Origin of the sequence: Glycomyces sambucus, assembly GCF_900102815.1 — a bacterium.
Classification (GTDB): Bacteria; Actinomycetota; Actinomycetes; order Mycobacteriales; family Micromonosporaceae; genus Glycomyces; species Glycomyces sambucus.
Map to the genome: position 1 here is coordinate 1 of NZ_FNGF01000002.1, position 14,666 is coordinate 14,666.

The 14,666-nt window shown below is 70.2% G+C and carries 11 protein-coding genes and 2 rRNA genes; 5 read left to right on the forward strand and 8 right to left on the reverse strand.

The window, feature by feature from the left end; all coding sequences use genetic code 11:
- Positions 1–255: ribosomal RNA gene (locus BLS99_RS05235) — 23S ribosomal RNA — on the forward strand; the annotation flags it as partial.
- Positions 256–426: 171 nt separating this feature from the next.
- Positions 427–543, forward strand: a 5S ribosomal RNA gene (rrf, locus tag BLS99_RS05240).
- Positions 544–667: 124 nt separating this feature from the next.
- On the opposite strand, the gene BLS99_RS26030 is transcribed toward rrf, so the two are convergent.
- Positions 668–817 carry a hypothetical protein gene (locus BLS99_RS26030; protein WP_176953212.1) on the reverse strand — a complete coding sequence of 50 codons (150 nt, stop codon included), beginning with the start codon at positions 815–817 and terminating at the stop codon, positions 668–670.
- Positions 818–1,143: 326 nt separating this feature from the next.
- On the opposite strand from BLS99_RS26030, the gene BLS99_RS05245 reads away from it, so the two are divergent.
- Positions 1,144–2,589: a sugar porter family MFS transporter gene (locus tag BLS99_RS05245; protein ID WP_091044960.1), complete on the forward strand. Its 1,446-nt coding sequence runs from the start codon at positions 1,144–1,146 to the stop codon at positions 2,587–2,589.
- A gap of 71 nt (positions 2,590–2,660) precedes the next feature.
- Here the strand turns inward: BLS99_RS05245 and BLS99_RS05250 are convergent, their stop codons facing one another.
- From BLS99_RS05250 to BLS99_RS05280, 7 genes are all read right to left on the reverse strand, one after another.
- A complete protein-coding gene (locus tag BLS99_RS05250) occupies positions 2,661–5,207 on the reverse strand; it encodes an ABC transporter permease (protein WP_091044962.1) in 2,547 nt (848 codons plus the stop codon).
- Between the two features lie 3 nt (positions 5,208–5,210).
- Entirely contained in the window at positions 5,211–6,002 is a 792-nt protein-coding gene (locus BLS99_RS05255) for an ABC transporter ATP-binding protein (protein WP_218126293.1), read from the reverse strand.
- Positions 6,003–6,226: 224 nt separating this feature from the next.
- A complete protein-coding gene (locus BLS99_RS05260; RefSeq protein WP_091044967.1) occupies positions 6,227–8,755 on the reverse strand; it encodes an ABC transporter permease in 2,529 nt (842 codons plus the stop codon).
- Between the two features lie 2 nt (positions 8,756–8,757).
- On the reverse strand, positions 8,758–9,534 hold the full coding sequence (locus tag BLS99_RS05265) for an ABC transporter ATP-binding protein (protein WP_245712166.1): 777 nt from the start codon (positions 9,532–9,534) through the stop codon (positions 8,758–8,760).
- A 305-nt stretch (positions 9,535–9,839) separates the two neighbouring features.
- The gene (locus BLS99_RS05270) at positions 9,840–10,517 is read right to left on the reverse strand and encodes a response regulator (protein ID WP_091044973.1); all 678 of its coding nucleotides are present in this window, start codon (positions 10,515–10,517) and stop codon (positions 9,840–9,842) included.
- Entirely contained in the window at positions 10,514–11,752 is a 1,239-nt protein-coding gene (locus BLS99_RS05275) for a sensor histidine kinase (protein WP_091044974.1), read from the reverse strand. Before BLS99_RS05275 ends, BLS99_RS05270 begins: the two co-directional genes overlap by 4 nt.
- A 65-nt stretch (positions 11,753–11,817) precedes the next feature.
- Complete coding sequence (locus tag BLS99_RS05280; RefSeq protein WP_091044975.1) at positions 11,818–12,648, reverse strand: RecB family exonuclease; 831 nt, start codon at positions 12,646–12,648, stop codon at positions 11,818–11,820.
- A gap of 78 nt (positions 12,649–12,726) precedes the next feature.
- On the opposite strand from BLS99_RS05280, the gene BLS99_RS05285 reads away from it, so the two are divergent.
- Together BLS99_RS05285 and BLS99_RS05290 are read left to right on the forward strand one after the other, a co-directional pair.
- Positions 12,727–13,494 (forward strand): class I SAM-dependent methyltransferase, encoded by a 768-nt coding sequence (locus BLS99_RS05285; protein ID WP_091044978.1) that lies wholly within the window; start codon positions 12,727–12,729, stop codon positions 13,492–13,494.
- A 63-nt stretch (positions 13,495–13,557) separates the two neighbouring features.
- Complete coding sequence (locus BLS99_RS05290) at positions 13,558–14,661, forward strand: M50 family metallopeptidase (protein WP_143034700.1); 1,104 nt, start codon at positions 13,558–13,560, stop codon at positions 14,659–14,661.
- The last annotated feature ends 5 nt before the right edge of the window (positions 14,662–14,666 follow it).

Sequence of the window (14,666 nt, forward strand, 5' to 3'; positions counted from 1 at the left end):
CTGTCCCTAGTACGAGAGGACCGGGATGGACGAACCGCTGGTGTGCCAGTTGTACCGCCAGGTGCATGGCTGGTTGGCTACGTTCGGGAGCGATAACCGCTGAAAGCATCTAAGCGGGAAGCGTGCTCTAAGATGAGATCTCCGTCAGCAGCAATGCTGGTGAGGCGCCCTAAAGATGATGGGGTTGATAGGCTCGACATGGAAGAGCAGCAATGCTTGGAGTGGACGGGTACTAACCGCCGAGAACTTAACACAACACTACGGCCGGCAACGGTCAGGTAGAAACCACATTCACGCACACTATGCGATTCTGAGACAACACACCTCAGACTCGAAGGACCCCGGCAGGGGTCCGACAGCTCTGGCTTGACGCCCCCCAGGGGCTCGCCAGACGAACCGACACCCGAGCGGGTGTCCACAGGTTTGTTTGGTGGTGAGAGCGGAAGTGACACACCCGGTCCCATTCCGAACCCGGTCGTTACGGCTTCCAGCGCCGATGGTACTGCACTCGAGAGGGTGTGGGAGAGCAGGACACCGCCAAACATGAAACACAAAAGGAAGGCCCCCACCACAGGTGGGGGCCTTTCCTCATCTTCAAGGACAACGCCGGCCGCACCAGGCCGCAACGAAGAAGGCCCCCACCTCGCGGTGGGGGCCTTCTTCATGTCTACGAGGAAGTCGAGAGCGCGTCTCTGAGCCTGGCGACGCCGACACCGATTCCGAAGATCGCGCCGGTCACCAAGAACGTCAGTAGCGACACTGTCACTAGCGCGATCGCGATTCCGATAGCACCGACGACACTGAAGAATGTGCTCACGTGGCCTCCTCCGTTGCAGGCTCTGGGTGTTGCCCTTTAGGTATTGTCCCACATCGATGCATCAATCATGGTAGGCATCACAAGTTAGATAGGTCACATTAGTGGACTCTGGTCTCATCACCTGTCTTCCTGCCGCTCCCCTCGCTCTGGCGTCACTCCGTCGGTGCTCCGAAGTGTGCTTCTGAGTCCTCTGGGGCGGAACAGGGTTCGACGCACACTTGCCCGGGTAGATCTGGTGATTCCGGCAATTCGTGATGTACAAGGCAATAGCGGCTTAGGATTCGTGCACGTGTGGTATCGGTTCAAGTCGCCTACGGGAGTGAGTGATGACGACAGACAATGACGGTCTGATGCGGGGCGAGCCCGCGTCGCCCACCGGGTCGGCGCTGTTCGTGTCGATCGCCGCCGCACTGGGCGGGTTCCTGTTCGGGTACGACACGGCCGTGATCAACGGGACCACCGGCGCCCTGGAGACGCAGTGGGGGATCGGCTCGGTCGAGACCGGCATCGTGGTCTCCTCAGCACTGCTGGGCTGCGCGGTCGGTGCGTGGTTCGCGGGATCATTGGCGAACAAGATCGGCCGACCGAAGGTCATGATGATCGCGGCGATCGTCTTCTTCATCACCTCGCTGGGCAGCGCGTTGGCGACGGGCCCGGTGGACCTCACGATCTGGCGCATCATCGGCGGCTTCGCGATCGGTGCGGCGAGCGTCATCGCGCCCGCCTACATCGCCGAGATCTCGCCCGCGCACCTGCGCGGCCGGCTCGGCTCGCTCCAGCAGTTCGCGATCGTGCTCGGCATCTTCGGCGCTCTGATCGTCAACTACGGCATCCAGGCGTCGGCGGGTGGCGCGAGCGGTGAGGTCCCGTGGGGCGGCACGGCCTGGCGGTGGATGTTCGCCGCCGCGGCGATCCCCGCGTTCGTGTACTTCATGTTCTCGCTGAACATCCCCGAGTCTCCCCGCTACCTGGTGGCGAAGCAGCAGCTTGACAAGGCGCGGACGGTGCTGCTCAAGTACGTCGGCGGCAACGTCGACCACAAGATCATCGAGATCCAGGGGACGCTCGACAGTGACCACCCGCCGCGCATCTCGGACGTGCGCGGTTCGCGCTTGGGCCTCATGCCGATCGTGTGGGTCGGCATCCTCCTGTCGATGTTCCAGCAGTTCGTGGGCATCAACGTCATCTTCTACTACTCCACGTCGCTGTGGCAGTCCGTCGGGTTCAGCGAGAACGACGCGTTCCTGACCTCGGTCATCAACTCGATCGTGAACATCGCCGGTACGATCCTCGCGATCTACCTCGTGGACCGGATCGGCCGCAAGAAGCTGCTGCTCATGGGTTCCGCGCTCATGTTCGTCGCCCTGGGGACCATGGCCGTGGTCTTCGCGTCGTCCCCCGTGGACGCCGACAACAACCCGGTCCTGAGCGACGCTGCCGGCGTCACCGCGCTCATTGCGGCGAACGTGTTCGTGTTCGGCTTCGCGTTCACCTGGGGCCCGGTCGTGTGGGTGCTCCTGGGGGAGATGTTCCCCAACCGCATCCGCGCCTCGGCGCTCGGCGTCGCGGCGGCCGCGCAGTGGATCTCCAACTGGCTCATCACCGTCACGTTCCCGGAGCTGGCGCAGACCGGCCTGTTCCTGGCGTACGGCCTCTACTCGCTGTTCGCGCTCATCTCCTTCATCTTCGTGTGGAAGATGGTCAAGGAGACGAAGGGCATCGAGCTGGAGGACATGGAGGACCTGGAGCGCCACGGCCTCCCGTCGACCTGACACGCGTGCGAGCGAGGCGGGGCGTCCGAAAGGACGCCCCGCCTCTGTTTCCCCCGCTGCTGACGAAAGCCCTACTCGTAGCTGATCGCGCCGAGGATGTCGACCTTGGAGGCCCGCACCGCCGGGGCGATCGCCGCGAGGAGTCCGACCAGGACGGCCGCGCCGAGGTAGGCGGCGATGAGCGCGGTCGGGACCGCGAACTCCTCGATGCCGCTGGGGACGAGCGCCTGCTGCACGATCCAGCCCAGGAGCAGGCCCGTGCCGATGCCCAGGAGGGCGCCGAAGAGGGCGATGGTGACGCTCTCGACGGTGACCATCCGGGTGGTCTGGCCGCGGGTCATCCCGATCGCGCGGAGCATCCCCAGCTCTCTGGTGCGTTCGAGGACCGACAGGACCAGGGTGTTGACCACTCCGATGACCGCGACGATCATCGCCAGCGCCAGCAGGAGCTGGATCGCGATGACGGCGTAGTCGAAGAACACCGTGACCTGCGCCAGGTACTCCTCGTGGTTCTGGACGCTGACCGCCGGCTCGTCGGCGAGGATCGACTCCACCTCGGCGGTGACCTCGTCGACGTCGGCGCCGTCGGCCACGTCGACCAGGGCCGTGGTGGGCTTCGGCGTGTAGAACTCCGCGGCGTAGGACGGGTCGACGTACCAGCCGTCGGTGTCCTCGTTGTCGGCGAGGATGCCCGTGATCGTGAACTCGTGCGCCTCGGAGCCGCGGCTGAAGGTCATCGTGACGGTGTCGCCGACGCCGATGCCGAGCTCGTTCGCGCTCCACTCGTTGACGACCGTCTGGCCCTCCTCCAGGTCGGCGACGGTCCCTTGCAGGACCTCGCCGCCGAACAGCTCGATGCCGCCTGCGAGGTCGGTGGTGGCGTTGACGTACTGCTCGGTGCCGTCGACCTGGGCGAGGTCGTAGTACAGCTCGACCGCGGCCGCGACGCCGTCGGCGTCGCGGATGTCGTCCATCAGGGCCGGGTCGAAGGTCGCGGGCACCGAGGACGTGACGGGCCCGGTGATGAACAGCTCGGCCTTGATCGAGGACTCGAACTGCTCGGCCAGGCTCGCCTTGACGCTGGTCAGGAGCGTGGCGGTGGCGGTCACCAGAGTCACGCCGATCATGAGCGCGGCGGCGGTGACGGCGGTGCGCCGCGGGTTGCGGGAGGCGTTCAGGCGGCCGAGCCGCCCGGCGAACGACCACGACCAGACCGCGCCCAGGAGCGCGACCACGGGCTTGGAGAGCCACGCGGTCAGCAGTGCGACGCCGACGAACACGATGCCCGCGCCGACGGCGGCCGCCGCGAGGTTCGCCTTGTCGCCGTCGAAGGTCTCGGTGAGGCCCAGGACGATCCCGGTGGCGCCGACGAGCGTGACGAGCAGCCCGGTGACGGTGACGCCGGTGATCGGCTTGTCGGCCTTGACGGCTTCGCGCATCGCCTCGACCGGCGGGGTCTTGGAGGCCCGGACGGCGGGGAGGAGCGCGGACAGGACCGTGACGACCAGGCCGACAGCGACGGCGGCGACCGGTGCGGCGGCCGGGACGGCGACGCTGGTGCTCGCCGTGTCGAGGAAGCTGTTCCCCACCAGGGAGGTCAGGCCCGCTCCGGCGGCGACGCCGAGGCCCGCGCCGACGACGGACGCGACCGCGCCGAGCAGGCCCGCTTCGGCGAGGACCGAGCGGATGATCTGGCCGCGGGAGGCGCCGACGGCGCGCATCATCGCGATCTCCTTGAGCCGCCCGGCGATCACGATGGAGAACGTGTTGGCGATGAGGAACACCGAGACGAACACGGCGATGAGGCCGAACCCGAGCAGGAAGTACCCGATGAGGCTGGTGGCCTCGGCGGTCTCGGCGTTGAGGTCGTCGACGTACGCCTGCCAGGTCAGGGCCTCGGCTTCGTCGCCGACGGCCGGTTCCAGCGCGGCGAGCAGTTCATCGCCGCTGACGCCGTCGGCGCCGGTGACGGCCACGGTGGTGTAGACGTCCTCGCCGTCGAAGACCAGGCGCTGCGCCTCGGCGGTGGTGAACGCGAGTTCCGTTGCGCCCGAGAGTGAGTCGCGGTCGCCGGAGTAGCCGAAGACCCCGACGATCTCGTACGCGGTCTGATCGGTGGCGAGCGAGTACGCCTCGACGGTGTCGCCGAGGCCGAGTCCGGACTCGGTGACGAACCGGGCCGAGACGGCGACCTCGCCGGCGGTCTCGGGGCCGCGGCCCTCGCGCAGCTCGCGTTCGACGGACTCGTCGCCCCAGTTGACGGCCATGGTCGGGGCGAAGCCGCCGACGATCTTGCCGTCGTCGCCGAGGGCGTTGACCATCCACGTGACCGTGGTGCTCACGCTCGCGACGTCGTCGTTCGCCTCGATGGCGGCGAGGGTCTCGGCGGAGACGCCGTCGCGCACGAGCCGGTCGCCGCGGTTCTCGGGCTCGACGGGCTGGACGATGACGTCGGCGCCCGCGTAGGCGTCGCCGTTGAGGTCGTCCACGGTGGCCTGGATGGAGGCGGTGAGGACCAGTGCCGCGGCGATGAACGCCGATCCGAGGACGACGGCGATGCTGGTGAGGATCAGGCGGGCCTTGCGGGCCGCCATGCCTTTGAGGGTGGCGCGGAGCATGTCCTAGCGGCCCTCTCCGGCGAGGGGGACGCGGTTCTCGAAGCCGCGCATGGTGTCGATGACGCTGTCGGCGGTCGGCCGGTGCAGGTCCTCGACGATCTGGCCGTCGGCGAGGAACACGACGCGGTCGGCGTGCGCGGCGGCGCTCGGGTCGTGCGTGACCATGACGATCGTCTGCCCGAAGTCGTCCACGGACCGGCGCAGGAACCGCAGCACCTCGCCGCTGGAGCGGGTGTCGAGGTTGCCGGTGGGCTCGTCGGCGAAGACGACCTCCGGTCGGGTCGCGAGCGCTCGGGCGCACGCCACGCGCTGCTGCTGGCCGCCCGAGAGCTCGGTCGGCTTGTGCGTCAGGCGGTCGGCGAGGTCGAGGGTCGCGATGACGCGGCCGATCCAGGCCGGGTCGGCCTTGGCGCCGGCGATCGAGGCGGGCAGGAGGATGTTCTCCTCGGCCGTCAGGGTCGGCAGCAGGTTGAACTGCTGGAAGATGAAGCCGATCTTGTCGCGGCGGAGCCTGGTGAGCGCCTTGTCGTTCAGGCCCGTGATCTCGGTGTCGCCGATGCGGACCGAGCCGCGGTCGACGGTGTCGAGCCCGGCGAGGCAGTGCATGAGCGTCGACTTGCCCGAGCCCGAGGGGCCCATGATCGCGGTGAAGGCGCCGGAGGCGAACTGGACCGAGACGTTCCGCAGGGCCACGACCTGGGCCTCGCCGGAGCCGTACGCGCGCAACAGGTTCGTGGCGTCGACGGCTGCGCGGGTCCGGGTGAGCTGCGGGGCGGGGGGATTCGCGAGTGGCACGGGAGCGCCTTTCTGATCGGGTGCGTTTCCTGTGCTCCCAAGGCTATGGACGCGCCCTTCCGTCCGCTTCGGTCCGCGGGCCACACTCGCGCTCCTCCGCAGGTCGGAACCGTGCCCGCGGCCTCCGCCATTCGGCCGAGGGCCCCGGCGCCGAAAGGCGGGCAGACGGGAGGGGCGGCGCCCGAAGGCGCCGCCCCTCTCCTGGTTTCCTTTGGGAGTGAAGACTATTCGTAAGCGATCGCGTTGAGCACGTTCAGCTTCGCCGCCCGGGCGGCGGGGGCGATCGCGGCCAGCAGGCCGACGGCCACGGCCGCGATGAGGTACCCGGCGATGAGGGGCCACGGGAGCGCGAAGCTCGTCAGGCCCTCCTCTTCGAGCGCCTGCTGGACGGTCCAGCCGAGGCCGATGCCGACGGCGATGCCGAGCACCGCGCCGAACAGGCAGATAATGACCGACTCCACGGTGATCATGCGCCTGGCCTGGCCGCGGGTCATGCCGATCGCGCGCAGGAGGCCGAGCTCCCTGGTGCGTTCGAGGACCGACAGGACCAGCGTGTTCACGACGCCGATGATCGCGATGATGATCGCCAGCGCCAGCAGGACCTGCACCGAGTTGAGGAGCAGGTCGAGCTGCGAGGTCTGCTGCTCCACGAAGTCGGCGTTGTTGGCGACGCTCACCTCGGGCTCGTCGGCGAGGATGTCGTCGACCTGGTCCTGGACCGCGTCGACGTCGGCGCCGTCCTCGACCTGGATGTACGCCTGCATCGGCTTCGGCACGGTGAAGTGCGCGATCTGCGCCGGCGCGACCCAGAACCCGTCGGTGAGGAGCTGGTCCTCCAGGACGGCGACGACGGTGAGCTGGGCGCTCTCGCCGTCGGCGAAGGTCACGGGGACGGTGTCGCCGAGGGCGAGGCCCGCGTCCTGCGCGGCGGACTCGTTCACGACCAGGCCGTCGTCGGGCAGGTCCTCGACCGTGCCTTCGGCGACGGTGCCGCTGAAGACCTGGAGGCTGGTGGCGAGGTCCTCGCTGGCGAACAGCGCAGTCGACTCGCCGTCGATCTCGGCGCCGAAGAACTCGCCGTAGAGGTCGCCGACCGCCGCGACGTCGGGGAGCGCCTTGATCTCCGCCAGGGTCTCGGGGGCGAACGTGGGGATGTTGGCCCCCTGCTGCCCCATGACGATGAGGTCGGAGTCGAGGTTCTGGTCCGTGAGGTCCGCGGTGGTCTCCTTGAAGCTGGAGACGATCGTGGCGATGCCGGTGACCAGGGCGACGGCGATCATGAGCGCCGAGGCGGTGATCGCGGTGCGCCGCGGATTGCGGCCGGCGTTGAGCTTGCCGAGGCGGCCCGAGAACGACCACGACATGACCGCGCCGAGGAGCGCGACCAGCGGCCGCGACAGGATCGGCGTGAGCAGCGTGATGCCCACGAACGCGATGCCGACGCCGGTGAGGAACCCGCCGAGGCCGAGGTCGCCGAGGTTGTCGGTGAGCCCGAGGCCGACCAGGACGCCGCCCGCGGCGGTGACCGCGAGCCCGGCGATGGTGATGCCGCGCAGCGGCTTCGGCGGGTTGACCGCCTCGCGCATGGCGGCGACCGGCGGGACCCCGGACGCCTTGACGGCCGGGACGATCGCGGAGAGCACGGTGACGCCGATGCCGACCGCCAGCGCCCACAGGGCCGTGAGCGGGACTTCGAGCTTGACGGCGAGGCCGCCCATCGCCGAGGAGCTGACGAGCTGGGACAGGCCCCAGCCGAGCAGCACCCCGAGGCCGAGGCCCGCGATGGAGGCGATGACGCCGATGACGGCGGCTTCGGCGAGGACCGAGCCGACGACCTGGTTCCGTCCGGCGCCGATGGCCCGCAGCAGCGCGAGTTCGCGCTGGCGCTGGGCGACGATGATCGTGAAGGTGTTGATGATGAGGAACACCGACACGAACACGGCGACGAGGCCGAAGCCGAGGAAGATGTAGCCCATGATGTCGGCGACGACGGCGAAGCCCTGTGCGGCCTCTTCGGACGCCTCTTCACCGGTCTGGACCCGGAAGTCCGCGCCGACCGCGTCGGCGATCGTGTCGGTGGAGGCGTCGCCCTCGACGTAGATCGTCATGTACGCGTCCTCGCCCTGGGTGAGGAGGCGCTGGGCTTCGGCGGTGGTGAAGCCGATCTGGGTCTCGCCGGCGAGCGAGTCGCGGCCGCCGGGGAGGCCGAAGACGCCGACGATCTCGTAGTCGGCGCGCTCGGCGGTGTAGGAGTAGGCGGTGACGGTGTCGCCGACGTCGAACCCGGAGTCCTTGACGAACTGGGCGGAGACGATGACCTCGCCGTCGGCCTCGGGGCCGCGGCCGTCGCGGATCTCGTTGTAGCCGGTGGTCTGGTCGTTCCAGTTGAAGCCGATGGTGGGCGCGAAGGCGCCGACGAGCTTCCCGTTGTCGCCGATGGCGTTGACCTGGCCGGAGACGTCGCCGTCGGCGGACTCGACGCCGTCGACGCCGCGGACGTCGTCGAGCACGGAGGCGGGGATCAGGGTCGCGCTGGGGGTGTTCCCCTGGGCGGCGGCGGGGTCTTCGGCGGCGGTGACCACCGCGTCGACGCCGGTGAAGGCGTCGGAGATGACGCCGGTGACGGACTTCTCCATCGTGGCGGTGAGGACCATCGCGGCGGCGACGAACATCGTGCCGAGGACGACGGCGAGGCTGGTGAGGACAAGGCGGGCTTTGCGGCTCGCCATGCCCTTGAGGGTGGCGCGCAGCATGGCTAGGCGTTCTCTCCCTGGGCGGCGGCGACGAGCTCTTCGAAGTGCTTCATCTTGTCGATGACCTTGTCGGCGGTCGGGTCGGCCATGTCCTCGACGATCTGTCCGTCGGCGAGGAACACGACGCGGTCGGCGTAGGCGGCGGCGCCGGGGTCGTGGGTGACCATGACGATGGTCTGCCCGAAGTCGTCCACGGACGTGCGCAGGAAGCGCAGGACCTCGGCGCCCGAGCGGGTGTCGAGGTTGCCGGTGGGCTCGTCGGCGAAGACCACGTCGGGGCGGGTCGCGAGGGCCCGGGCGCAGGCGACGCGCTGCTGCTGGCCGCCGGAGAGCTCGGTCGGCTTGTGCGTCAGGCGGTCGGTGAGGTCGAGGGTGTGGATGATCCGCTTCAGCCAGTCGGGGTCGGCCTTGGCGCCGGCGATCGCGGCGGGGAGGGTGATGTTCTCCTCGGCGGTGAGCGTCGGCAGCAGGTTGAACTGCTGGAAGATGAAGCCGATCTTGTCGCGGCGGAGCTTGGTGAGGGCCTTGTCGCTCAGGCCGGTCACGGGCGTGTCGCCGATGTGGACGGCGCCGCGGTCGGTGGTGTCGAGGCCCGCGAGGCAGTGCATGAGGGTGGACTTGCCGGACCCGGAGGGGCCCATGATGGCGGTGAAGGCGCCGGAGGCGAACTGGACCGAGACGTCGCGGAGGGCGATGACCTGGGCCTCGCCCGAGCCGTACGCCTTCCAGACGCCTTCGGCCGATACGGCGGTGGACTTGACAGGGGAAGCGGTGGACACGACGCTCTCGCTTTCGGGTGAAGGTGTCGGGTTCCGAGGGATTCGGTGCTCTGGTTTCCTTGCGCTCCCCGGGGCGCCGCCCCGTGAAGCCTTGGTGCTATTCGTGATGCGGATCGATGACGTCGATTCGCCAGATTGTGACATCATACCTGATGTCACTCGGCGTCGCTGCCCGCATGATCCACTTCGACCATATGGCCTCCCGGGCGCGGCCGCATCCGCTTCGAGAACGGTCTTCCACTACTTCCCGAGGCGGTCTCGGACTACACCGCAAGTCGGAGTGCGGCCGGGCCCGGGGAGGAGCCTCAGTCGGTCGCGCCGGGCTTGACCAGGCCCGTCTCGTAGGCCAGGACCACGGCCTGGACCCGGTCGCGCACGCCGAGCTTGGTGAGCAGGTGGCCGACGTGGGTCTTGACGGTGGTCTCGCCGACGGTCAGGGAGTCGGCGATCTCGGCGTTCGTGAGGCCCTTCGCCAGCAGCATGAGGACCTCCTTCTCGCGGGTGGTGAGCGCGCCGAGGAGCGCGGGGGAGCGCTCGTCGTCGGTGCCGCGGTGCTGCGCGAAGCGCCCCAGCAGCGTCGAGAGGATGTGCGGGGCCACGACCGCGCCGCCGCGGTGGACGGTGCGGATCGCCTCGACCAGGTCGGCGGCGGGGGCGTCCTTGGTGAGGAACCCGGCCGCCCCGGCCCGGAGCGCGCCCACGACGTACTCGTCGAGGTCGAACGTGGTGAGCACCAGGACCCGGGTCGGCAGGTTCGCCTGCACGATGTCGGCGGTCGCGGCCACGCCGTCGCGCCGCGGCATCCGGATGTCCATGAGGACGACGTCGGGGACCAGCCTGCGGGTGAGTTCGAACGCCTCGACGCCGTCGCCGGCCTCGCCGACGATGTCGATGTCGGTCTCGGCGCCGAGCACCATCTTGAAGCCCGCGCGCAGCAGCTGCTGGTCGTCGGCGAGCAGGAGGCGGATCGGCCGGTCGCTCATGTGGTCACTCCCTGGAGGTGGGCGTTCTTGGGGAAGCGGGCCTCGACGAGGTACCCGCCGCCGGGCCGGGGCCCGGCCTCGAGCGTGCCCCCGTAGAGGGTCGCGCGCTCGCGCATCCCGATCAGGCCGTGGCCGCCGGAGAACCCGGAGACGACGGGCGCCCCGGTTCCCGAGTCGCCCACGGAGATCCGGAACTCCTGGTCGCCGTAGTCGACGACGACGCCGGCCCTGGCCTGCGGCCCGGCGTGCTTGATCGTGTTCGTCAGGGCCTCCTGGGCGATGCGGAACACCGCCAGGCTGACGCCCGTCGGCAGCGGGTACTCCTCGCCGCGGACGGTGTAGCGCACCGGCAGGCCGGCGTCCTTGGTCTGCGCCACCAGCGCCCGCAGCGAGTCCACTGTAGGCTGCGGTTCGAGGTCGGCGGGGTCGTTGTCCTCGTGTCCGTGGCGCAGGACGGTGAGGATGTCCCGCATCTCGCGCAGCGCGGTGCGCGCGGTCTGGTTCACCGTCGTCAGCGCGTCCTCGGCCGCGTCGGGGTCGGTCCGCAGGACCCGCTTGGCGCCCTCCGACATCACCCCGATCACCGAGATGTGGTGCGCCACGACGTCGTGCAGCTCGCGGGCGATGCGCCGCTGCTCGTCGGCGACCGCCTGGGCCGCCAGGGCCTCCTGCCGCTCCTCGGCGAACCGGGCCCGGTCCGACAGCTCCTCGACCTTCTCGCGCCTGTTGCGCACGACCCATCCGATCCAGAACGCGGTGACGGCCAGGACCAGGTTGACCAGGACCAGCATCGTGCTCGTCAGGTGGTCGGCGCCCTCGGTCATGGGGAACGTGTAGATGACCAGCGAGACCGGCACCCAGAGCGCGCCCGCGGCCGCGAGCGCCTGCTGGACCGGCCGGTGGGCCGCGGCGGTGTAGGTGAGCACGAACAGGCCGATGCCGCTGTCGGCGCCCATGCTCTGGATCGGGTCGATGTACACCGCGCAGCACAGGATCACCAGCGCCAGCGCGATCGCGCCCCACAGCCACCTCCGGCGCAGGCAGATCGCGGCGAACGGGACCAGGATCAGGGCCGCGTCGGCCCACCCGTAGTCGAGCTCGGGGACCAGCTGGGCGCTGGCGGAGTAGAACGCGACGTAGCCCAGGCCGAGGGTGAGCGCCAGCACGCAGTCGGCGGCGAAGGGCCGCTGGTGGAGCCAGTGGCGGAGGCGGCTGAACGTGAACGCGGCTTGCACGCTCTATACCGTATCCGCCGGTCACTCCCGTTTCATCGAACGTGGGAATGATTCGCGGCTCCGCCTCAGGTAGGAGGCATCTCCAGTCCTGGAAGGACGGTCGGCAGCGGGTACGCCGGCGGCTCCCCGCCGAACTCGGGGCAGATCTTCTGGTGGGCGCACCAGCCGCACAACTTCGACTTCTGCGGCCGGAACTGCCCGGTGGCGATCGCCTCGCGCATCGAGGCCCACAGGACCTTGAGGGTGCGCTCGAACTGCTCCAGCTCGCCCTTGGTGGGCGTGTAGTCCAGGACCTCGCCGTCGCCGAGGTACATCAGCCGCAGCAGGGTCGGCACCGTGCCCCGCGTGCGCCACCACACCAGGGCGTAGAACTTCATCTGGAACAGCGCCTTGTCGGCGAAGCGGTCCGGCGGGCGCTTCCCGGTCTTGTAGTCCACCAGGCGCACCAGCCCGGCCGGGTTGACGTCGGCGCGGTCGATGAAGCCCTTGAGCTGCGTACCGTCGTCGAGCGTGGTCGTCACCAGGCACTCGGTGCGGTGCGGCTGGAGGCGCTGCGGGTCCTCCATCGAGAAGTAGGTCTCGACCAGGCGCCGCACGCCCCGCAGCCAGTCCGACTCGTCGCCGAGGCCGTCGAAGAGCTCCGAGTACTCCTGGGACGCGTTCAGCTTCGTCCACTCCGGCTCGATGAGCGCCAGAGCCTCCTTCGGGGTGCGCCGGCCGGCGTCGAGCTCGTAGAGCCGCTCCAGCACCGAGTGGACGAGCGTGCCCTGCACCTGCGCCCGCGAGGGCGGCTCGGGGAGGCGGTCGACCGCCCGGAACCGGTAGAGCAGGGGGCACTGCTTGAAGTCCCCGGCGCGCGAAGGGGACAACTGGGTCGGTCGGGTGGCGTTCGACATCCTTCGAGCATAAAGCGGGGGACCGACAGGCCCGCACGGCGCTGGACATTTCAACATAACGCCCGTACTGTTTGGGGCATGAGCACCGACGACACCTTCGGACCCGACCCGCGCGCGCAGGCCCGCTCCTTCGGCCGGGCCGCCGACCTCTACGACGCCGCCCGCCCGAGCTACCCCGCCGAGGCCCTCGCCTGGCTCGCCGGCGAGGGACCCGCCGACGTCGTCGACGTCGGCGCCGGCACCGGCCTGCTCACCCGCGGCCTCATCGCGCTCGGCCACCGCGTCACCGCCGTCGAACCCGACGGGCAGATGCTCGCCAAGCTCACCGCCGCCACCACCGGCCTCGCCGCCGCCCGCACCGGCAGCGCCGAAGCCCTCGGCCTCCCCGACGCCAGCGCCGACGTCGTCACCGCCGGCCAGGCGTTCCACTGGTTCGACCGCGCCGCGGCCCTCCCCGAGATCCGCCGCGTCCTGCGCCCCGGCGGCGTCCTGGCCCCCATCTGGAACCTCCGCGACGAGACCGTCGACTGGGTCGAGCGCCTCACCGAGGTCATCGGCTCCTCCAAGGGCGAGATCACCGCCCTCGGCGCCACCGAGCCCGGCTACTTCGCGCCCGGCTTCGCCGAACCCGAGGTCCGCGTCTTCCGCCACGAGAAGCCCCTCGACCCCGCCGGGCTCGTCCGCCTCGTCCAGTCCCGCTCCTACTACCTCACCGCCGACGACAGGCGGCAGCGCGAACTCGTCGCCGCCGTCGAAGACCTCATCGCCACCCACCCCGACCTCGCCGGACGCGACACCTTCGCCATGCCCTACGCGACCTACGCCTTCCGCGTGCGCCCCGCCTAGCGGCACCGCCGCCCGCCGAACCGCGCCCGGGCCCGGCGGCCCGGGCGCGTAGCATTGCCGCCGATGTCGACCAACGTGCTGGCCTTCCGCCGATCCGGTTTCACGCTCGCCCGCGTCAAGGGCATCCCCGTCACACTCGGCTACACGTGGCTCATCCTCGCCGCCATGGTCGTCGCCGTGTACGCGCCGGTCGTCCAGCGCTCGGTGCCCGGCATCGGCGCGGGCGCCTCGCTCGCGGTCGCCGCGCTCTTCGCGGTCACCCTGCTCCTGTCGGTGCTCCTGCACGAACTCGGCCACGCGCTCGTCAGCCTGCGCGCCGGGATCGGGGTGCGCCGCATCAACCTCGACGCCCTCGGCGGCTTCACCGAGATGGACCGCGAGGCCCCCCGGCCCGGCACGGCCGCCGCGATCGCGCTGGCCGGACCCGCCGTCTCGCTCCTGCTCGGCCTCGCCGGGCTCGCCGGACTCGCCGCCATCGAGATCGGCACCCTCGGCTGGCAGCTGTGCTTCCAGGTCTGCGTCGCCAACCTCCTCGTCGCCGTCTACAACCTCCTGCCGGGCCTGCCACTGGACGGCGGCAAGGCCCTCCAGGCGGGCATCTGGGCCGCCACCGGCGACCGCTGGCGCGGCTACCGCGTCGCCGGGTGGGCCGGGCGCGTCGTCGCCGTCGGCACCGTCGGCGCGGGCCTGTGGCTGTTCGCCAACCGCTGGTTCTCCTGGATCGGCCTCATCCTCCTGCTCATGGTCGCGTTCGAGCTGTGGCGCGGCGCCGGCGGCGCGATCCGCGCCGCCCGCATGGGCCCGCGCGTCAAGGCCCTCGACGCCGCCGCGCTGGCGCGCCCGGTGGCCGTGGTCAGCGCCACGGCGACCCTCGGGCAGGCGCTGGCCGCCGCGGAGGGCCGCGAGGTCGTGGCCGTCGACGGCCGCCCGGTGGGCGTGCTCGACCGCGCCAGCGCCGAGGCCGTCCCGGCCGACCAGGTCGACGCGATGCCGCTGAGCGGGCTGCTGCGCTCGGCGGTGAAGATCCCCGGCCTGGAGGCCGGACTCAAGGGCCAGGCCCTGGTCGACGCGATCGGCGCGAGCGGCGCGGACCGCTTCTTCGTGGTCGATGAGGGGCGCCTGACAGGGCTGCTCTACACCGCGGACGTGGTCAGAGCCCTCCGTTAAGATGC

Bases quoted from the DNA above. Each gene is read 5' to 3' on its own strand.
- BLS99_RS05245 (WP_091044960.1), top strand. From the start codon at position 1,144: ATGACGACAGACAATGACGGTCTGATGCGGGGCGAGCCCGCGTCGCCC.
- BLS99_RS05280 (WP_091044975.1), bottom strand. From the start codon at position 12,648: ATGTCGAACGCCACCCGACCGACCCAGTTGTCCCCTTCGCGCGCCGGG.
- BLS99_RS05270 (WP_091044973.1), bottom strand. From the start codon at position 10,517: ATGAGCGACCGGCCGATCCGCCTCCTGCTCGCCGACGACCAGCAGCTG.
- BLS99_RS05285 (WP_091044978.1), top strand. From the start codon at position 12,727: ATGAGCACCGACGACACCTTCGGACCCGACCCGCGCGCGCAGGCCCGC.
- BLS99_RS05290 (WP_143034700.1), top strand. From the start codon at position 13,558: ATGTCGACCAACGTGCTGGCCTTCCGCCGATCCGGTTTCACGCTCGCC.
- BLS99_RS05250 (WP_091044962.1), bottom strand. From the start codon at position 5,207: ATGCTCCGCGCCACCCTCAAAGGCATGGCGGCCCGCAAGGCCCGCCTG.
- BLS99_RS05260 (WP_091044967.1), bottom strand. From the start codon at position 8,755: ATGCTGCGCGCCACCCTCAAGGGCATGGCGAGCCGCAAAGCCCGCCTT.